Here is a 19,428-nt window from a genome sequence, read left to right on the forward strand (position 1 = left end):
TTAGTTATTTCATGGATTTATTGCCTTCACTCTGTCTAATGTATGGGAATTAATACTTTCAGTAATTAGGGTGAACCGTAACGGTAGAGTCGTGTTTGCCGCCTTTAGAGGTAATAAGTTACAAAAGTACCGAAAATAGAACAAAATTAAAAGGCGCGTAGGCGTAGCTTACCGCAGGCATCGCCTCAGTAATTCCGTATTAATCGCCAATATTTTGGTATTGGGCTTTGAGCAGGGGCATTGGGCATTGAATAAAATACTACTCAGCACTCACTCGATCTGAGAAAAAAGAGTTTCCCAGTTAATTACAGGCGGTCTTTGTCCCTGGTTGACTATTTCAAAAATTTTCCTGGAACTACTTGGGTGTAAAAGGCATTCTACACAAGCGTTTGCTACATCAATCCGGCTGGTATCACCCGAAAGTGTATCCCCAGTGCCTACTACCACACCGTATTTACCCCCAGTTTTTGCCTTCAGGAGGGTGTTGAGGTCGTATGAGGTATATGGCCCGTCAATCAGGCGTCCTGGGCGGATAATGGTGTAGGGTAATCCTGAATTAATAATGGCCTCTTCGCCCTTCTGTTTGGCATCCAACACGCTAAAAGCATTAAGAACACTAAAAGGAAACTGATTTTTACGCTCAATTCCGCAAGAAGAGACGAAAACGAACCGCTTCAAATTCCGGGGTGCTGCTGCCACTAGGTTGCTTACACCTTGGGCATCGACCTTTGCCGGACTATTCTTTGCTTTTGCTTGACTAGATTTGGGGTTAAGGAAAGTGATTCCCCATTCAATCAAGTTTGGGGATTGCTCAAACTCCCATCGCGCAGAGGGAAAGGCAGTGGTTCCAGTACAACTGATGATGTGGCTGACATTTTGCGTTGCGGCTGGCAGTGTAGCTGGTTGGCGGATGTCACCAACGGCAATTTCTACTTTCTGGTTAAACATTTCTTCGGCTTTTGCGGCATTGCGTGTCAAAACGCGAACTTTCAAACCCTTTTCTAGTAACTTGCCTACCACGAGTTGCCCCACGCCACCAGTCGCACCAGCAACTAGTACCAAATCTTCAACTGAATCAAAAGAATTCATAAACTGCCTTTGAGATGGTCTATATGTTAATCTACTCAAAAAATGCGATCGCAATACCTATCGGTAAAAGTCACCACAAGTCTTTTTCAGCCCATAACTGCGTAGGCGTAGCCCGTCGTAGACATCGCACTTAGAGGGGAAATTGCGCCTGAATTGTTCGGTTCTACCACTGTCGTCATTACACAAATAGCTATAACCTCTTAGGTAGTAGTAAGTCTACCCTAGACGCTGTTAGTCGCTCTTGAATTAAGGGGTGAAAGCCTGTGTACAAATGGATATTGCCAAGTCTGAGCGAAATCTTGGCTGAAAATCAATCAAGTGTAGCTGAATGTTCACCTGCTAAAGCAGAGCGGCAGTGGCGTGTCAGCCTAGCAGCGACAGAACATTTGCTATTAAATACTTTAGCAGCTGCTTCAGTTGACACAACCCAAGGATTAGTTTTAGCTGCACCAGCACCCTTATTTAGTCAGCCAAAACTAACTCAAAGCTTACAAACAGTAACTTTTACCGCAAAACCATTTAACCCTTTGGCGCTGATGCCATTTCAGATGCCAGATGCAATGGCGTTTGTAAATGAAGAAATCGCTCCCCCTGAATCGGTACTTCCGCTATTACCTGCTGATCCACTAGGTGCAGAGCAGTTTTGCTTGGTTTTTACAGATAAATTTAGATTAGTACTGGTTTTAGCAACCCACAAAAACGGTAAAAAAACCTTTTCATTTTCTTTTGAGCCAGAGGTAGTGCAGCAGGCTTGGCGATCGCTAGGAGCAAGAGTCATGCTGGCTAATCCAGAATTTTTTGCCCGTCTGGATACTTTAGTACAAGAGTATTCTCCGGTTGCGCCAGATTGCCGCATCATGACTCAGTTTAGCCAGTTGTTGCTTCAGGAATTAACAGAAGCAGAAGAGACTAAGGACTCTCTACTAGGAACTGGAGACAAGGAAGACAAAGAGAATAACCCATGTCCAATCGCCAAAGCCGAATCCCCAAATCCTGATGTGGAATTGCTCCAAGCTTTCGCTCACGAAGTCCGCACACCTCTAACAACTATTCGCACCATGACTCGCCTACTGCTGAAGCGGCGAGATTTAGATGCCAGCGTGATCAATCGCTTAAAAATTATTGATCACGAGTGTACCGAACAAATTGATCGGATGGAGTTGCTGTTTAAGGCAGCAGAATTGGAAACTACTACCTCAGCAAAATCGCCAAAAACTCAACTCACGCCGATGTCTTTGGATCAAGTGTTGCAGCAGAGCATTCCCCGTTGGGAACAAGCCGCGCATCGGCGGAACTTAACTTTAAATGTTGTTTTACCCCAGCAACTACCAACTGTGGTAAGTAATCCCATGATGCTGGATCAGGTACTCACTGGTTTGATAGAGAATTTTACTCGTAGCTTACCTGCTGGTAGCCATATTCAAGTACAAGTTATCCCGGCGGGAGATCAACTTAAGTTACAATTATCCCCGCAATTTGGGTGCAGAGATTCAAGCAAAGCCGCTATACCTGCAACACCACCAATTCGCAAAGCTCTAGGTCAATTGCTGATGTTCCAACCAGAAACGGGTACGATTAGTTTGAATATGGCCGCAACCAAGCATTTGTTTCAGGCGATCGGCGGTAAATTGATTGTGCGTCAGCGTCCACACTATGGGGAAGTTTTGACGATTTTCCTTCCTCTAGAAGTTAGCAATAAACATCAATTTGGAGCTAAAGCTTAGGAGTGAAGATTCATTAACTATTTTTCAAAATTATAAATATTCACTCTAAATAAACCTGAATTTGATAAATCTCTCCCTGCCTTGAACTAAAGTTCAAGTTTGTCCCTCTCCGACTCGGAGAGGTCTTTTTATTCGACTAATTTATATGAACCAATATAACCCGTAGAACTTACGTTAAATTAAACAGTAGGTGAGTAAAAATAAAACACAATATATAGATCCCTAAGTTCTTTGAAAAGTTGGGTATCTATTTACTAAGGATTTTATGTTTAATTACGTTGACCTATTTTTTTTTAAACACAGATAATTCATTTTCATCAAATAGACTTTGTTTAACAATCTAATTAAATTTTTGTGACTTGCCATCTGTAAAAATAGATGCCAACAATGTATATAAATTATGGTTAAGAACCAAGTACACATTTTTGCAAATATCAAAAGAAAAATTATGGCAAGTTTTGAAGTAATCGAGAAAGAAAGCTTACGTTTAGTCAAGGTAACTTTACAAAACGAAACAGTCCGAACTGAATCTGGTGCTATGTACTATATACGTGGCAACATTCAGATGCAATCTAAAGCCCCTTCAGCAGGCGGGTTTTTAAAATCCCTAGCCACGGGAGAAAACATTTTCCGTCCTACATATACAGGCACTGGTGAATTATATTTAGAGCCTTCGTTATCGGGATATCACATTCTAGAATTAGACGGTAGCGAATGGATTTTAGATAGTGGCGCTTATTGGGCTAGTGATGGCACTATAGAAGTAGGAGTTGAACGAAACAAATTTGTATCAGGCTTAATTGGTGGCGAGGGATTGTTTCAAACAAAAGTCAAAGGCAGGGGTACAGTAGTGATGGCAGCACAAGGGCCTGTAGAAGTAATAAATTTACGAAATGACCGATTAGTTGTGGATGGAAATTTTGCGATTGCTCGCACAACTAGCTTAAATTATCGCGTTGAAAAAGCTACCAAATCTCTTTTCGGTTCGATGACTTCTGGTGAGTTTCTCGTCAATAGTTTTGAGGGAACTGGTACTGTATTGTTGGCTCCTGTACCTTATTGGCAAGTCATGATGCTCCGCCAAATTACCGCCGCACTACCAAAAACTTCTAGCTAACAATCATCGGTAAGCTTAACTCATCGTAAGTCTTTCTGGAACGGTTGTGCGATGCCTGCGGCGGGCTACGCCTACGCTAATTTTCTCGAATTGCCGTGGGGAAATCTAGTTATTAGTCATTAGTAGTAATAACTAATGACTAAAATTTTTATAACTCAAATAGGATTGCTATAGCACCACAAAGTTAACTTAAGGGATAATTGTAACTCATTACTGATTTTCTATGGCGATCGCTTTTGGGGTATCGCCAACGCTTGGCAGTTGTACTGTAAATGTGGAACCTTCATATAATTTGCTTTTCACAGAAATAGAACCGCCAGAGCGCACCAGCAATTGCTGTACAATTGTTAACCCCAACCCAGCACCACCATAATCTTCATTAGCTGCTGTACGCACACGATAAAATCGGTCAAAGATTTTGGAAATCTCGCTTTCGGCAATACCAATACCTGTGTCGCGGAATTCTAATTGGACATAATTGCCTTGAATTCGGGCACGCACCCATACTTCGCCCCCATTAGGAGTAAACTTAATGCTGTTATGCAGCAGATTAATCACAATCTGCTTCAGCCCACCACTCACACACCAAATAGATGGAAGTTCAGTGGGTACGGTGTAGGCTAGCATAATTCCTTTTTCTTGGGCTAGAGGTTGGTAGGTACTAACTACTCCAGGTACAATCTCTGAGAGGCGCACCGACTCTAAAGCTGTTCCTTCTAAATTACGTTCTAGCTGCACCAGTTCCAACAAACCAGTAATCAGGGAATTTTGCTGATCGCACTGGGTATTTAACATGTGTAAATAACGTTGTCGCTGGGGGGGTTTAAGATTAGGGGAATTCAATAATGAAAGTGCTGTCTTCATGTGCGTCAAGGGTGTACGCAATTCCTGACACACATTTTTTAGGTATTCATCTTTAAGTTGCTCTTTGTTTTGTAGTTCTTGATTTTGCTGCTGCAACTTGGTAGTGCGTACTGCGATGATTTGACGATTAATTTCATCTTGTCGCAGGAGTTGTTTTGCAAACAGTTGATTCATCAGTGCGCCTTGAGGCACAGTTGGACAAGTAAAATCAATAGGAATTGGAGATGATTCTGGCGTAATTGCTTGTTTGATACCATCTAATACTTGCTGAATTATTCTCCCCTCAAGACTATTTATAATCAGTAACGGCTGGTTTTTATTAGTATTTACCTTCCCCGATGTTGTCTTATTTTTGTGTTTTTTAAGTGGTCGATGAGCCAAAATTAAACTGCAAAACTGGGGCGATAACACCATCAGAAAGTTTTCCCGTCGCATTTGGCTATCTGGTGATAGGTGAACGGGGACATGATGAGGGAATAAGGGGGATAAAGAAGATGAGGGAGATGAGGAAGATAAGGGGGTATTTTCTTCCCTTGCTTCCCCTGCTCCCTCATCTTCTCTTTTTTCACTCTCGTCAATTTGGCAAGTATAAATGAGACTAGACGCACCTACCGAGGATTGATAACGCGCTAGTTCTGATTGCCAAATTTTTTCTGGTGGTAGCTTCAGCCATAAAGTGGCTGCAATTTGCTGCTCAATTAGTAAGTCAATTTGCGCTCTCACCAGTGATAGCAGAGTAGCAGGACTGAGGGACAATGGTTTAGGAGGGGCTTGCACTCCCATCACCAGTTGATAAACAGACAGATCCTTAGCCAGAGAAACATTCATGAGCCAAGCACAACTTGAATGAAGCAAGAAATAACTCTGTCTTCGATTTTCACCTTTATGTGTGCATTTTTTACAAAAATCCCACGGAAATAAATATTAACTATAAAAAACTACATTTACAAGGGAGTGGGCAGGGGGCAGGGGGGATGGAAAAGAGGAATTGGGGCAGGGTGAGCTTTGCAGGGGAAAAGTTTCCCCTTTTCTCCCTGCTCCCTGCTCCCCTGCTCCCCTGCTCCCCTGCTTCTTCATTCCCCTCTGCTCCCTGCTCCCCGCCCCTCTGCCTCTTTTCAATGCCCAAATTAAGGTTGTATGTTCAGTCTTTGGTGTAAAGCGTCGCGTGCGTGTTCTCGGTCATCAAAATGGATTTTTTCGGTGCCGAGAATTTGGTAGTCTTCATGACCTTTACCAGCAAGTAACACTCCATCACCGGGTTGTGCTTGTAAAATTGCGGTACGAATTGCAGTAGCCCGATCGCAAATTACAGTTGGTTGTACTGTATCAGAAATTCCCGCTAAAATATCTTGCAAAATTCGTTCTGGGTCTTCAGTCCGGGGATTATCCGATGTCACCACTGCAACATCAGCTAATTCACTAGCAATTTTACCCATTTTTGGGCGCTTAGTGCGATCGCGATCGCCGCCACAACCAAACACACAAATCACTTTTCCCGGTATAAACGGACGCGCAGCTTTCAGGAGATTTTCTAAACTATCGGGTGTGTGGGCATAATCCACAATCACGCTAATATCTTGGTCAGCATCAATCTGTACCCGTTCCATGCGTCCGGGAACACCGGGAAACTCAGGTATCACAGACGCTACTAACTGCAAATCTAGCCCTAAGTGTAAAACTGCTCCTACGGCTGCGAGAAGATTTTCTAAATTATATTGTCCGACTAGGGGCGATCGAAAAGCTACATCACCTTTTGGTGTATGTAATTTACCACTGACACCATTCGGCTGGTAACTTAAATCACTCATCCATAAATCGGCGCTGTTGTCGTTGACACTGTAACTCCAAACGCGCTCAGAATCTAACGAGGCAATTAACCGCTTCCCGTAAGAATCATCAGCATTAATTATTGCCCGTCCCTTGAGATAATCAGGGCTAAATAACAACGCTTTGGCGGCAAAGTAATCTTCCATATCAGTGTGATAATCGAGATGGTCTTGAGTAAGATTACTGAACACCGCCACCTCAAATTCACAACCCAACACTCTACCTTGGGCCAAAGCGTGAGAACTTACTTCCATCACCCCGAACTCACTACCAGCCTTTACAGCCTCTGCTAGCTGCTGTTGCAGTTCCACCGCAAAGGGCGTAGTGTGGGCAGCAGTTTGCTCAAAACCTGCCCAACGAGTGTAGAGAGTTCCCATTAAAGCTGTAGCTAGATTAGCTTTAATGAGCAGAAATTCAATCAGATGAGTTGTTGTAGTTTTGCCATTTGTACCAGTCACACCCACCAGCTTGAGTTTTTGCCCCGGATAACCGTAAAAAGCACTGGCTATCTGGGCACAAGCTTGAGTTATGTTACTTGCACTAATGACCACAGCCTCATTTGTGGGAGGATTTTTTTGTGCAGCTTCGGGAGAAACGATCGCAGCTACAGCCCCGGATGCGATCGCACTTTGCCAAAATTCCCCACCATCAACCCGCGTTCCTGGCATCCCAATAAACAAATCTCCCGCACTACAAGCATGGGAATTCGTCTTCAAACCCCTAACTTCCACATCCTCCATCGGATAGCTAGGCAATTGTTCAACACTGTCTACCGCCGTTAGTAATTCCCGCAATTTCATTTTGTGAACCTCGTCACCTTCTTGATCTTGCGCTTATTCTGCATTATTTTTTTCTAATTGGCTAAATACTTACGCAACATTTGCTCCAACTGCTGCACACTAGCACGAGGAGAAGGACGCGGCAATGGTGCTTCTATAATTTCTCCCTCCCTGCCCTCTGCGCCTCTGTGGTTCGATAAATACAGTACCGGCACTTCATACTCATACGCACCAAACCAATCTTCACGAGTTGTAATATCCCTAATTTCCAACTCGAAACTGAGATTTTGGATTTTTTCTAGCTTTTCTTGCAAGCCTTCACATAAATGACAGCCGGGTTTACTGTATAAAATTAATCGCATTTGTTAATTAATTACTATGAACATTATTTTACATATCACCAAAAGCGAACAATGGGAACAAGCAAAAATCCTCGGAACCTATCGGGGTGATACGTTAGATTCGGAAGGATTTATCCACTGTTCGACAGCAGCGCAAGTTATCTGGGTGGCGAATCGTTTTTTTGTGAATCAAAAGGGTTTGGTAATTCTTTGCATCGATTCTGAACAAGTTAAAGCTGAAATTCGTTATGAAGCTGCGGAGGTAGATAATTTATTTCCTCATATTTATGGTGAGTTAAATATTGATGCTGTGTCTCAGGTTGTTGATTTTAATGCGGGGGAAGATGGATTTTTTGTATTGCCGAAAGAGGTTATAAGTTTAAGATAACGTAGACGCTTCGGCTTGCCGCAGGCTACCGCAAAGGCGCAGAGGGCACAGAGGAGGAGAGATGAGAAGAGAAGAGTTTAATGTAGGTGAATATGTTGATCAAATGGCGTTGTTGTTGGATTTGCAGCTAAGGGATGAGTATCGAGATGGTGTGGTGGAAAATTTTGAGAGAATTAGAGCGATCGCTAATCTTGTAAATTCTTTCCCTTTACCAGAGGATATTGAAGTTGCACCAGTTTTTGAACCATGAATGATGCTGTATCAATAGCTGCTGCTGTACGTGAAGGTAAAGTTAGCGCGGTGGAAGTTACCAAGGCTGCGATCGCACGAATAGCAGCGCGGGATAATCAACTCAATTGTTTTACGGCTGTCACTGCTGAAACGGCTTTAACAGATGCAGCCCGCATTGACAGGGAAATTGCCCAAGGTAATAATCCTGGAACGCTTGCTGGTGTGCCTTTTGCGGTGAAAAATCTCTTTGATATAGCTGGTTTAACGACTCTGGCGGGTTCAAAAATCAATGCAGAAAACCCAGCAGCAAGCCTTGATGCGACAGCAGTAGCGAAGCTGAAACAAGCTGGTGCTGTGCTGGTTGGCGCTTTGAATATGGATGAGTACGCTTATGGGTTTGTAACGGAAAATTCCCATTACGGTGCTACTCACAACCCCCATGATTTACAGCGTGTTGCTGGTGGTTCATCAGGTGGTTCGGCTGCTGCTGTTGCTGCTGGGTTAGTACCGTTAACGCTGGGTTCTGATACGAATGGTTCAATTCGCGTTCCGGCGGCGTTATGTGGCGTTTTTGGTTTGAAGCCGACTTACGGAAAGTTATCTCGTGCTGGCGTAGCTTTATTTTCTAGTAGTTTTGACCACATTGGCCCTTTTGCGCGTTCGGTACAGGATATCGCTACGGTGTTTGATGTGCTTCAGGGAGAAGATGATCGCGATCCAATTTGCACAAAGCGTCCGCCTGAATTGGTTTTACCACAACTCAATCAAGATATTTCTGATATCAGAATTGCGATCGCAGCTGATTATTTCACTAAAGGCGCAGAACCGGAAGCTTTAGCAGCAGTCCAAAAAGTAGCTCATGCAATAGAAGTCACTGAATACGTAACGATACCAGAAGCACACCGCGCCCGTGCTGCGGCGTTTGTGATTACAGCTAGCGAGGGCGCAAATCTGCATTTAAATAAATTGCGATCGCGTCCTCAAGATTTTGATTCAGCAACACGTGATCGCTTTTTGGCTGGGGCGTTAATTCCTAGTAGCTGGTATCTGCAAGCACAACGCTTTAGAAAATGGTATCGCGATCGCGTGCGGGAAGTTTTTCAAAATGTCGATGTGATTCTTGCCCCAACTACACCAATTTCCGCACCGCTAATTGGCCAAGAAACTATGATTTTGGATGGTGAAGAAATTCTTATCCGTCCTCATTTGGGATTATTTACTCAACCATTATCTTTTATTGGTTTACCAGTTTTATCAGTACCAATTCAGCGTCAAAATGCTTTACCTTTCGGTGTGCAATTGATAGCAGAACCATATAATGAAGGTTTAATTTTACGGGTTGCAGCTGCGTTAGAGGCAAACGGTGTAGTTACATCACCAGTCCTTTTAAACGCTCTCTAAGTTAATGCAATTCTTGCCCTTGCGAACACCATTCTGCTAAGGGTGTTACAACAGCTTTTGCCTGTTCTTCGTTTAATATACTTATATATTTAGTACGATTTAAAGCACTTAAACCTCTATCGCGTCTTCATATTCTAAATTTGCAATTACCTTCATTGATGCTTCATCATTTTTAAATTCTGCCACTGTGGTAGGCAAAATAGTTACAGGAGAATCCTCATCAGTAGATGCTCCTATATAGATAAATTCTCCTTTTAAATTGGTGTATTTTTGCACCTGTACTTTTTGCGGGGGCGGGCATGTTTTAGCTGAAGTTTCAACTTGCGAAGAATTTGAGCATCCTAATAAAACAAATAAAGCAAGCATAGATTTGATTATTTTTGTTTTAAATTTTGTCGTTTGTATCATTATTTTCTTATTGTTTCGCTTTTATATCCTGTTAAATCATATTAAAAGCAGCTGGATAAACAACTTTTCCTTTATAGCTTTTTTGATAGCTTTGCAGTGGTTTAACCATGAAGAATTCTTCTGGCACTGGAAAGGGAGACTCGATTTCATAAACAACAGAAGGCTGAAAGCCAAAGCGAGTATAAAATTCGAGATGACCTAGTACAATTACTATGGCTTCTTTCTTTGCCTCTGCTATTTCTAACCCTGCTTTTATTAGTGCGCTACCAATACCCTGTCTTTGAAACTTTGGATGAACTGCCAAAGGTGCTAAACCGAGTACCTGTAGTGTTTCTTCACTCACCAGGTCAATGTAGCTGAATAAAATATGACCGACTACAACATTTTCAATCTGTGCAACCAGAGAAAGTTCTGGAATATAGCGGTCAGAACGGCGAATTTTCTCTACAAGTTTAGCCTCATTTTTTTGCCCAAAGGCTAATGTATTCACCTCAGCTATTACTGTGTAGTCTGACAGAGTTTCACAACGGATATTGATCATTTTAAAACTAATTCCATAAAAACCCAATTTGCTCGATATTCTAAAGGAATCTCTGTTTTTTCTAAATACGGCTCGATATCTTGAAAGCCAAATACACGATAAAGTGTATGTGCTTGCTTTGCAAAAGGGGCGCTGTCTAAACGAATCTTTGAGTAACCAATATTAGAAGCTTCATTGATGATAGTTTCTAATAATGCTCTACCGATTCCTTTTCTGCGAAATTCTGGTCTTACATACATCCTTTTAATTTCGCCAATACCTTCACCAATTTTTCGCAAGCAAGCGCAGCCTGCTATTTTTGCCTCGTATTGTCCCAAAAGCAAGCGTCCTGAAGGGGGTATAAATTCGTGAAGTTGAGTTATATATTGCTCAAAGAATGTATTCACATCTAAATTGATGCCATGATGGCTGAATATCAACTTAGTCTCGTTACAATATTCCCAAAACACTTCGTGTATATGAGATTTATGTTCCTCAGTCTCTACCTGCATAATTTTAAGCAAACTTTATGCCTCCGCTAAGTAATTAAATAAAAATCGGTATAAAGAGATTTTACTTATAAATTTATATGTGCTAATTGAAACTTGACTTTGAGATGCTACCCAAGAGTGAAGGATATTATACATCATAAAATTTTGTTGCAAATAGTACGGCCTATAGCTAGCGTAAAGTGGACAATTTGACAATCTTTAATAGTAAAACCACTTGGCGTATAGTCATAATCTGTCCGCACGCAACAAGAACGCAAGACACTTAGTATATGGTTCGAGAACTCGAAAGAAAACGCCAGAGTGCAAAGTTTCCCGAAACTGCACCGGCTGCGAATCCCGTATTTTTTAGAACCTATAGCCGCCGCACAAAGGCGGGGCTAAGGGAAACATGGGATGAGGTATGCGATCGCACTCTACTCGGCTTAGTCGAGTTGGGAAAGCTAACTCAAGAAGAAGCTGCCATACTCGATAAAATGCAGCGCAACTTGAAAGCTATGCCCAGTGGGCGCTGGCTGTGGGTTGGTGGCACAGACTGGATAACCAAGCCAAAGAATTTTTCCGGGGCTTATAATTGCACCTCCACCAATCTCGAAGACTGGAGTGCCTTCGGATTAATGATGGATTTGGCAATGATGGGCTGTGGTACTGGAGCCGTCCTAGAACCACAATTTATTAACCAGTTGCCCCCCATCCGTAATCAACTGAATGTTACTGTACAAGGCGAAATTGGCAGTACTCCTGTTCAACAACGGCGTGAATATACTGAAACTCATATAGAAGGCAATAACGTCACTATTCACGTTGGAGATAGCCGTGAAGGTTGGGTTGAATCATATCAAGCCCTATTAGAACTCTCCACTAATGAACGATTTTCAGGAGAAGTTGAAGTATTAGTTGACATCAGTGATGTCCGTAAAGCAGGAGAAACTCTCAACGGCTTTGGAGGAGTTGCTAATCCTGTTAAATTACCCGGACTTTATCAGCGTTGTGCTTCCATCCTGAGTAAAGCTGTAGGACGGCAATTAAATTCAGTTGAATGCTGTCTGTTAATTGATCAAGCTGCTGTAACAATTGTCGCAGGCAATATCCGAAGAAGCGCGGGGATGCGTCAGTTTGATTCTGGCGATCGCCTAGCAGCCACCGCCAAAGATAATTTATGGCAGCAAGATGAAAATGGCAACTGGCGAATTGATCCAGAGCGTGATGCACTCAGGATGGCAAACCATACCAGAGTTTTTCACCGCAAGCCAACCTTAGAAGAATGTCTGAATGCCGTTCGTAAACAATATTATAGTGGCGAGGGAGCGATTCAATGGGCTGGTGAAGCCGTGGCGCGATCGAACATTGATTTGCTGCCAACACAAGCTCTGAAAGTTAATTTTTTGCAAGCTTACGAACAAGGAACAGCAAAACAGTGGTTACAGGAACGCTATCCAAATATTGATGCTAATGAGTTAGAACATCGTTTAGCTCGTTACGGTTTAAATCCGTGTGGTAAGTGATTTTGCCTCACGTTAAAAACCTCGCAAAAACGGGGAAAGCTGAGATGCTAATCCCGTGGTAATCAAAGGAACTAAAAAGCCTTTGACACCGTACAGCGTAGAGAGTGAAACTAGATTACATCCAAAATTGGTGTCTAGAATATAATCTCTCCAAGAGTGCGGGGGCGGATGTGAAAAACACTTTTATTATCTGAAGTCACATCTGCAAAAGGTACGCGGAGCTACTGCAAATAATTAAGCAGTAGAACTAGGGGATAAAAAGCCTCTAGGGTAACAAATCTGGAAATCATCGGCAGTAATTTTCACTGCAATTTGTCAGAGGTTCACCTCAATCAAATCGACCCACATAACTACAAAGAACAAGAGGAGGCTTTCACTGCTGGGGCGCTATCTGTAGCAGCACTTTTAAATCACAAATTCCTGGAACCACGCTATCAATACAGTCGGGAATTAGACCCAATTGTAGGAGTTTCTTTTACAGGTTTATTTGATTTCTTTGTCCATGCTTTTGGTGTTGATTGGCTTCGCTGGTGGGAAGCAGGAAGACCTGCAACTCCACAAGGATTAGCTTTCAAGCGTGAGGAAGAAAAATATCTAAGTTCTTGGAAAGAGATTGTACATCGGGTAGTTTGGGATTACTGCGATCGCCACAATTTCAAGCGTCCAAATCGTTGTACTACAGTTCAACCCAGTGGCACAAAGGCATTATTAACTAATGCTAGTTCAGGATGGCATCCCCCAAAAGCGCAAAGATTTATTCGCCGTATCACCTTCGGCAAAAATGACCCAGTAGCCTTAGCTTGTATTGACTACGGTTATAACGTCATTCCCTCTCAATCAGACAAGGATGAACAGGGCAATTTGCTCAACGATCCCTTTGATCCACGGGTAAGTGAATGGTTAGTAGAAATTCCTGTTTCTGTATCTTGGGCTGATTTACCGGGTGCTGATGAAATTGATGTTTCTAAGTTTTCAGCCTTAGCCCAATTTGATTTTGTCCTTCAGGTTCAACGTTGGTATGTGACTCACAACACATCAGCAACTTTAGAACTTCGCTCTGATGAAATCGAACCTTTAGGACAGCGCATCTACGAAACTATCCAGAATGATGAGGGATATATTTCAGCCGCTCTTTTAGCTCGTTTTGATGATTTGCAATCGTTCCCACGTTTGCCATTTGAACCAATAGATAAAGCAACCTACAATCGCTTAAATCAAGAAGTGAAAGCACGACGTAAAACAGATGATTTCTGTGCAGTCTTAAGCCGCTACGATTTAGGCGAAATGTCAGAGGCTGGCCCTAGTGGTTGTGACTCTGATAAGTGTATGTTTCCCGATCAGCAACCAAGCTCATAAGGCGAAATGACTATCAACCTGACTTTTCACGGTATCTGAAAAACCTCTCTTCTATTTCTCTCTCCTAAAAGGCTACGGTGTACACATAAGTCGAATTACCCCCTTAATCCCCCCTTATAAAGGGGGAAAAACAAATCTAGTTCCCTCCCCTTATAAAGGGGAGGGTTAGGGTGGGGTAAAACCTTGGTTAATCAGCTATTTCAGACTTGTGTGTACACCGTAGCCTAAAAGGAGAGAGACTTTGAATTTTCCCCCTTCCCGTGTCAGGAAGGGGGTTAGGGGGTTAGGTTTTCGTGGACTTTTCCAAATAACGTGAAAAGTTAAGACTATGAACTTAGCGTAGTCACTATTTATTTATTACAATAAATGGCAGTGGTTTAATATGACATTAAACCACTGCTTTTTGTATGAAAGCTTACGAAATTCAAAGCAACGCCGGGATTGATGCCCTCGCATTAGTCGATCGCCCTGAACCAAAACCAACTGCGGGACAAGTTCTCATTCAAGTCAAAGCAACATCCCTAAATTACCGCGATCTGCTTGTGATTGAAGGAGCTTATGGTTCTGGACAGAAATATCCCTTAATTCCCCTGTCTGACGGTGCGGGGGAAGTCGTGGCGGTAGGCGAAGGTGTGACACGGGTTAAAATAGGCGATCGCGTCGCTGGTATTTTCTTCCAAGACTGGATTTATGGCTCTTTAACCAAAGAGAAAATGAAATCCGATTTAGGAGGCGGTATCAATGGGATGCTGGCTGAGTATGTCGTATTACACCAAGATGGTTTAGTAATATTACCTGACCATCTATCATACATTGAAGGCGCAACCTTACCCTGTGCAGCAGTCACAGCTTGGCATGGACTTGTGACAAAAGGTAATATTCGCGCAGATGATAATATTTTACTACTCGGTACTGGAGGAGTTTCAATTTTTGCTCTCCAGTTCGCCAAGATACATGGTGCTAGAGCGATTATTACTTCTAGCAGTGATGAGAAATTAGCACGAGCTAAACAGCTTGGTGCTGACGAAACAATCAACTATAAAACAACACCAGATTGGGAAAAGCAAGTTTACCAATTGACTAATCGCACAGGTGTAGATCATGTAGTAGAAGTAGGCGGTGCAGGTACTGTGCCAAAATCATTGCAAGCAGTCCGTATTGGAGGACGTATTAGCTTGATTGGCGTATTATCAGGTAGAGGAAGTGAAATTGACCCCATGCCAATACTTTTTAAAAGTTTAACAGTTCAAGGAATTTATGTTGGCAGTCGGGAAATGTTTGAGGCGATGAATCAGGCGATGCAACAACATAAAATCAAACCGATTATTGATCGAGTTTTCCCCTTCACTGAAGCACGAGAAGCTTATCATTACCTCAAAAGTGCGGCTCACTTCGGTAAAGTCGTAATTCGTAATCCGTAATTTTAAAGAGTTTAATCTTATGTTTCAAGTGGAGTTTAAATTCCCACTTGAAACATAGTTATACCAATTGGAAACAAGAATGCGACAAATAGACCATTTGTAGAGACGCGATGAATCGCGTCTTTACCCAAGGATGTGTTGCAATCATTAATTGAATTGGTATTATGAATTACGTTTAAACAGCAGCGAGAGTAGGCGCAGCGAATTTAGCATACCGCTCAATGTAAAATTCCTTAGAGTGAGCGATCGCTTTCACAGATTCACGCTCTTTCAAAGCATGTTTCCACTGACGTACACGGGTAAATTCTTCTGGTATCCCAAAACCACGATATTGCTTCAATGCAGCCCAACGCTCAAACCAAGGGAAATAGGTGAAATCCACCAAACTAATAGATTCGCCAAACCAGTAAGGGCCTTCCCCAGATAGCTTTGCCAAACCTTCGTTTTCAATGAATTCCAGGTGTTTGGATAGTTCCTGTTTAGCTTCTTCTTGTTTTTGAGGATCTGAACTCCGCAGAAGGGTAGAAAAAGCGGAAACAAATCTAGTATTAGCAAAATCGATCCAGATACGAGCCTGCGCCCTAGCAGCAGGATTGCTGGGTAACAGTGGTGGATTGGGAAATACCTCATCAAGATACTCATTAATTACTGCTGATTCCCAAACTCGGTTATCACCATGAGTTAGTGCAGGCACTTTCCCATAGGGAGAAACTTTGGTAAACCCTTCAGGCTTATTCTGCAAATCAATTTCAATCAAATCGAAGTCGATGCCCTTCTCTTGGAGTACCAAACGAGTACGGTGAGCATAAGGACAAACAACTGCACTGTATACTTTGATTTCAGCCATGTTTAAGTTCCTTGGTAAATAGGACTTGTTAATCGGTATTGGGAATTGAATTTTCATCCAAAATCCCAAATCTTAAATGGGCATTGGGCATTGGGAGTGGGGTATTATTTATTATTCTTTCGCTGCCCCCCCTGCCTCCCCTGCCTCCCCTGCTCTAACTAAAGCCAGGGCACTTCTTCAGGTGCATAACGAAAGGCGCGGAAGACTGTATTTTGCTCCCCACGAGTTACGGGCGATTTTTCACCTGGAATATTCCGAGATGCAAAGTGGGGGTTGATATATTCCCAAACAATCTCTCCTGCAACCGTCACCTCGAATATCCGCCCATAAGCACCTTCTGTAATCAAGGTATTGCCATTGGCCAGACGTTGCGCTCCTGATATGTATGCACTAAAGAAATTTTGGGGCGGGTTGTCGGTGTACTCCCAAACTATCTCTTTCGTTTGACGGTTTACCTCAATCACACGGGAAAAATTGAGAGCAATGTTACGGCGATGTGCGCCATTGTCGAAAATCAGGATATTACCGTTAGCTAGTTCGTTTGGGAAGTGCTGCTGTGCTAGCACGTCATCACCCAGCGTCCAGATGATTTCTCCGGTTTTGCGATCGATAATGACAACTGTGGAGATATTGCGAAAGCTCACTATAATGCTGCCATCGGCGAGTTCTCCGACGGTATTCCCATGAGTCCATTCGTGCCGATGATCTTGAGGAGTAATCGTAAATATATCTGGATTGAGGTGTTCGTGGGCGTGCCAAGTCCAAACAATTTCACCTGCTGGAGTCACTTCATAAAGCACATCAGCATAGATATCACCATCCGCTTCTGTACCTGGTACGCCGCCTTTGATGCGAGGAATCAAAGACTGAGGTATCTTTTCAATTGCTAGTAAAATTGTGTTGCCATTGGCTAGTCTGCGTCCATCATGATGGTGGTCTGGATGCTTGTATTCCCAAATAATATTTCCTTTGGGATCTGCTTCTAAAACAACGCCACTTTTGAATGCAGCCCACAAAGCAAAACGTAGTGGTTCTTCTGGTGGAGTCTTACCGTTATAAAAAAGATTACCATTGGGCAAAAGATAACCGTATAACCCTGGTGGATAAGGCAGATTCCAATGGTGTACTATCTCTCCTTCCAAGTTCAGCAGGTAGACTTCACCTTGACCTGTCAGGGGTGTGAAAAGTGTATATCCTTTGAATACTTTTTCGGGATTGTAAGCTCTTAAACCAGTACCCCGACGACGAATAGTATTTTGGTCAACTAATGTTGCTGTAAAAGTCATATTTTACCTACTAAATATCTAGTTTTCAATCTAATAACTGGGATAGACTTCATCGCGCACCTCTACTCTGATAATGAGAGCCAGAGGTTCTCCGAAGGTGTTACCAGGCTGGAGCCTGGTAACGAGACAACTGTCAAAAGCTCAAGCTTGCGCCGTTTAGAAGCTCGGTGACTCAGCACTCTTATGGTGCTGGATTTGGAGATTGAGCATGAACTATATCCAACTCTTCCAAAATGTCTTTGTTAAGAACTACATTCACACTTTCTAAATTCTCTTTGAGTTGTTCGAGTGTCGTTGCACCAATAATTGTGCTAGGCACAAACCAACGACTCCGCACAAATGCCAAAGCTAGATGTGCTGGAGTGAGTTGATGGCGCTTGGCAATTTCCACATAAGCTGCTACTGCTTGACTTACTTTTGGTTTTAAGTAGCGCTGACCAAAATTTTCAAATAAAGTAACTCTTGCTTTCTCTGGTTTGCCATTTAAATATTTGCCAGTCAAGAAGCCAAACGCCAAAGGACTATAAGCTAGTAATCCAATTTCTTCATGATAAACAGCTTCTGCTAAGGCTCCGTCAAATACTCGATTCAGCAAGTTGTAAGCATTTTGAATCGAAACAACTTTGGGCAATCCTAATTGTTTAGCAGCGTTACTAAACTGGGCGACTCCCCAAGGTGTTTCATTACTCAAACCGATATAGCGAATTTTTCCAGCCTTAATTACGTCGTCAAAAACTGCTAGCTGTTCAGCTATAGGAATCGTTTCTCCCACCTGAGTCGGATCGAATACCGTTTGCCCAAACCTTGGCACGTAGCGATCGGGCCAGTGAATTTGGTACAGATCAATATAGTCTGTTTGTAATCTCTTTAGACTATCATCTACAGCTTGTTTGATATTATCACGGTCGATTGCTTTAGCTCCACCACGTACCCATTTAAAGCCTCGGCCAGGCCCAGCAATTTTAGTAGCTATAATAAGTTTATCTCTTTGTTGACGCTTTAACCATTCTCCAATGTAAGTTTCAGTTAATCCATAGGTTTCCTTACTTGTTGGAACTGGGTACATCTCTGCCGCATCAATAAAGTTGACTCCTTGGGCAATAGAATAATCTAGCTGCTCGTGGGCTTCTTCAATAGTATTTTGCTGTCCATAAGTCATAGTGCCCAGACAAATTTCAGAAACTTTTAAATCACTCTTGCCAAGTTGGTTGTACTTCATGTTTCCGCGTTGCTTTTAAATCGATTTAACAGTGACATTTTTGTTGGAGATTTTGCATTTTGTCAAGAACGCTATTATTTTTAATTAAATAGCTTCAAACAACGCTGAATTTGGCAATAAACCAATATAAATTTATCAGCAAATTGATATTTGCTGATACTACTAAAAATTGATAGGTAAAACGTATTTAATGGGTACAGTTGTTTATTATTGCATAGATTAACCAGATAAGTAAGCAATTTTTAAGTAATAAAACTTCTAAAGTAGTAGTATAAAATACTAACTTTTATTGAGTATTTGTGAAATGGACTGTTTTAGCTTGAGTTAATACTACAATAACTTAGTGGATTTACCGTAGTATGTCAAAAAATCTTAAGATTCTTCTAGAATTAAGTCTTAATAAATGTTTATATAGGACTCATATTTGATTTTTGAACAAAACTCAGTACACCTTTATTCCTTCTTCCTAGTCCCCAGTCCCCAGTCCCCTACGAGTGATTCAGAAATCAAAGACGCTCGATAGCGCAGCGTTAGCGACGCAGGAGCGTCTGACTCGCTACCGCTTCGCTATCGGATTGCTATACTAATATACTTAC

The 19,428-nt window shown here is 42.3% G+C and carries 16 protein-coding genes and 2 pseudogenes; 8 read left to right on the plus strand and 10 right to left on the minus strand.

Annotated features, from left to right (window positions below):
• Positions 1-270: 270 nt before the first annotated feature.
• Positions 271-1,089: an SDR family oxidoreductase gene (locus LC608_RS04950; protein ID WP_229552459.1), complete on the minus strand. Its 819-nt coding sequence runs from the start codon at positions 1,087-1,089 to the stop codon at positions 271-273.
• Between the two features lie 263 nt (positions 1,090-1,352).
• On the opposite strand from LC608_RS04950, the gene LC608_RS04955 reads away from it, so the two are divergent.
• Together LC608_RS04955 and LC608_RS04960 are read left to right on the plus strand one after the other, a co-directional pair.
• Positions 1,353-2,813 (plus strand): sensor histidine kinase KdpD, encoded by a 1,461-nt coding sequence (locus LC608_RS04955; protein WP_229552460.1) that lies wholly within the window; start codon positions 1,353-1,355, stop codon positions 2,811-2,813.
• Positions 2,814-3,261: 448 nt separating this feature from the next.
• Positions 3,262-3,930 (plus strand): AIM24 family protein, encoded by a 669-nt coding sequence (locus LC608_RS04960; protein WP_229552461.1) that lies wholly within the window; start codon positions 3,262-3,264, stop codon positions 3,928-3,930.
• A gap of 210 nt (positions 3,931-4,140) precedes the next feature.
• Here LC608_RS04960 and LC608_RS04965 read toward each other — a convergent pair whose 3' ends face one another.
• The 3 genes from LC608_RS04965 to LC608_RS04975 form a co-directional block, all read right to left on the minus strand.
• Positions 4,141-5,622: a DICT sensory domain-containing protein gene (locus LC608_RS04965; RefSeq protein ID WP_229552462.1), complete on the minus strand. Its 1,482-nt coding sequence runs from the start codon at positions 5,620-5,622 to the stop codon at positions 4,141-4,143.
• Positions 5,623-5,921: 299 nt separating this feature from the next.
• Positions 5,922-7,421 (minus strand): UDP-N-acetylmuramoyl-L-alanyl-D-glutamate--2,6-diaminopimelate ligase, encoded by a 1,500-nt coding sequence (locus LC608_RS04970; RefSeq protein WP_229552463.1) that lies wholly within the window; start codon positions 7,419-7,421, stop codon positions 5,922-5,924.
• A 53-nt stretch (positions 7,422-7,474) separates the two neighbouring features.
• Positions 7,475-7,762, minus strand: a complete 288-nt coding sequence (locus LC608_RS04975) for a glutaredoxin family protein (RefSeq protein WP_229552464.1) — start codon at positions 7,760-7,762, stop codon at positions 7,475-7,477.
• A 16-nt stretch (positions 7,763-7,778) separates the two neighbouring features.
• Between LC608_RS04975 and LC608_RS04980 the strand changes: the two genes are divergently transcribed.
• The 3 genes from LC608_RS04980 to LC608_RS04990 all read left to right on the plus strand — a co-directional run bounded on the left by LC608_RS04980 (position 7,779) and on the right by LC608_RS04990 (position 9,761).
• Positions 7,779-8,129 (plus strand): DUF952 domain-containing protein, encoded by a 351-nt coding sequence (locus LC608_RS04980; protein ID WP_229552465.1) that lies wholly within the window; start codon positions 7,779-7,781, stop codon positions 8,127-8,129.
• Between the two features lie 61 nt (positions 8,130-8,190).
• On the plus strand, positions 8,191-8,379 hold the full coding sequence (locus tag LC608_RS04985; RefSeq protein WP_229552466.1) for a DUF4089 domain-containing protein: 189 nt from the start codon (positions 8,191-8,193) through the stop codon (positions 8,377-8,379).
• Entirely contained in the window at positions 8,376-9,761 is a 1,386-nt protein-coding gene (locus LC608_RS04990; RefSeq protein WP_229552467.1) for an AtzE family amidohydrolase, read from the plus strand. The genes LC608_RS04985 and LC608_RS04990 overlap by 4 nt, the downstream gene beginning before the upstream one ends.
• A gap of 108 nt (positions 9,762-9,869) precedes the next feature.
• Here LC608_RS04990 and LC608_RS04995 read toward each other — a convergent pair whose 3' ends face one another.
• From LC608_RS04995 to LC608_RS05005, 3 genes are read right to left on the minus strand one after another with little or no spacing between them, the layout of a single operon-like run.
• Positions 9,870-10,169 (minus strand): hypothetical protein, encoded by a 300-nt coding sequence (locus tag LC608_RS04995; protein ID WP_229552468.1) that lies wholly within the window; start codon positions 10,167-10,169, stop codon positions 9,870-9,872.
• A gap of 31 nt (positions 10,170-10,200) precedes the next feature.
• Entirely contained in the window at positions 10,201-10,710 is a 510-nt protein-coding gene (locus LC608_RS05000; protein WP_229552469.1) for a GNAT family N-acetyltransferase, read from the minus strand.
• Positions 10,707-11,213, minus strand: a complete 507-nt coding sequence (locus LC608_RS05005; RefSeq protein ID WP_229552470.1) for a GNAT family N-acetyltransferase — start codon at positions 11,211-11,213, stop codon at positions 10,707-10,709. The genes LC608_RS05000 and LC608_RS05005 overlap by 4 nt, the downstream gene beginning before the upstream one ends.
• 257 nt (positions 11,214-11,470) lie before the next feature.
• Here LC608_RS05005 and nrdJ (LC608_RS05010) point away from each other — a divergent pair.
• The 3 genes and pseudogenes from nrdJ (LC608_RS05010) to LC608_RS05020 form a co-directional block, all read left to right on the plus strand.
• Positions 11,471-12,700, plus strand: a pseudogene (gene nrdJ / locus LC608_RS05010) (ribonucleoside-triphosphate reductase, adenosylcobalamin-dependent); the annotation flags it as partial.
• Between the two features lie 285 nt (positions 12,701-12,985).
• A pseudogene (nrdJ, locus tag LC608_RS05015) lies at positions 12,986-14,059 on the plus strand (ribonucleoside-triphosphate reductase, adenosylcobalamin-dependent); the annotation flags it as partial.
• A gap of 407 nt (positions 14,060-14,466) precedes the next feature.
• On the plus strand, positions 14,467-15,480 hold the full coding sequence (locus tag LC608_RS05020) for an NAD(P)-dependent alcohol dehydrogenase (RefSeq protein WP_229552471.1): 1,014 nt from the start codon (positions 14,467-14,469) through the stop codon (positions 15,478-15,480).
• Positions 15,481-15,655: 175 nt separating this feature from the next.
• Here LC608_RS05020 and LC608_RS05025 read toward each other — a convergent pair whose 3' ends face one another.
• The 3 genes from LC608_RS05025 to LC608_RS05035 all read right to left on the minus strand — a co-directional run bounded on the left by LC608_RS05025 (position 15,656) and on the right by LC608_RS05035 (position 18,832).
• Entirely contained in the window at positions 15,656-16,327 is a 672-nt protein-coding gene (locus tag LC608_RS05025; RefSeq protein ID WP_229552472.1) for a glutathione S-transferase family protein, read from the minus strand.
• Between the two features lie 158 nt (positions 16,328-16,485).
• The gene (locus LC608_RS05030; protein WP_229552473.1) at positions 16,486-17,613 is read right to left on the minus strand and encodes an aryl-sulfate sulfotransferase; all 1,128 of its coding nucleotides are present in this window, start codon (positions 17,611-17,613) and stop codon (positions 16,486-16,488) included.
• Positions 17,614-17,794: 181 nt separating this feature from the next.
• On the minus strand, positions 17,795-18,832 hold the full coding sequence (locus LC608_RS05035; protein ID WP_229552474.1) for an NADP(H)-dependent aldo-keto reductase: 1,038 nt from the start codon (positions 18,830-18,832) through the stop codon (positions 17,795-17,797).
• Positions 18,833-19,428 lie beyond the last annotated feature (596 nt).

This window comes from Nostoc sp. XA010, assembly GCF_020829625.1.
Classification (GTDB): Bacteria; Cyanobacteriota; Cyanobacteriia; order Cyanobacteriales; family Nostocaceae; genus Nostoc.

Bases quoted from the DNA above. Each gene is read 5' to 3' on its own strand.
- LC608_RS04960 (WP_229552461.1), top strand. From the start codon at position 3,262: ATGGCAAGTTTTGAAGTAATCGAGAAAGAAAGCTTACGTTTAGTCAAG.
- LC608_RS04985 (WP_229552466.1), top strand. From the start codon at position 8,191: ATGAGAAGAGAAGAGTTTAATGTAGGTGAATATGTTGATCAAATGGCG.
- LC608_RS04965 (WP_229552462.1), bottom strand. From the start codon at position 5,622: ATGAATGTTTCTCTGGCTAAGGATCTGTCTGTTTATCAACTGGTGATG.
- LC608_RS05020 (WP_229552471.1), top strand. From the start codon at position 14,467: ATGAAAGCTTACGAAATTCAAAGCAACGCCGGGATTGATGCCCTCGCA.
- LC608_RS04950 (WP_229552459.1), bottom strand. From the start codon at position 1,089: ATGAATTCTTTTGATTCAGTTGAAGATTTGGTACTAGTTGCTGGTGCG.
- LC608_RS04995 (WP_229552468.1), bottom strand. From the start codon at position 10,169: ATGATACAAACGACAAAATTTAAAACAAAAATAATCAAATCTATGCTT.
- LC608_RS05025 (WP_229552472.1), bottom strand. From the start codon at position 16,327: ATGGCTGAAATCAAAGTATACAGTGCAGTTGTTTGTCCTTATGCTCAC.
- LC608_RS04990 (WP_229552467.1), top strand. From the start codon at position 8,376: ATGAATGATGCTGTATCAATAGCTGCTGCTGTACGTGAAGGTAAAGTT.
- LC608_RS04980 (WP_229552465.1), top strand. From the start codon at position 7,779: ATGAACATTATTTTACATATCACCAAAAGCGAACAATGGGAACAAGCA.
- LC608_RS04975 (WP_229552464.1), bottom strand. From the start codon at position 7,762: ATGCGATTAATTTTATACAGTAAACCCGGCTGTCATTTATGTGAAGGC.
- LC608_RS05000 (WP_229552469.1), bottom strand. From the start codon at position 10,710: ATGATCAATATCCGTTGTGAAACTCTGTCAGACTACACAGTAATAGCT.
- LC608_RS04970 (WP_229552463.1), bottom strand. From the start codon at position 7,421: ATGAAATTGCGGGAATTACTAACGGCGGTAGACAGTGTTGAACAATTG.
- LC608_RS05030 (WP_229552473.1), bottom strand. From the start codon at position 17,613: ATGACTTTTACAGCAACATTAGTTGACCAAAATACTATTCGTCGTCGG.
- LC608_RS05035 (WP_229552474.1), bottom strand. From the start codon at position 18,832: ATGAAGTACAACCAACTTGGCAAGAGTGATTTAAAAGTTTCTGAAATT.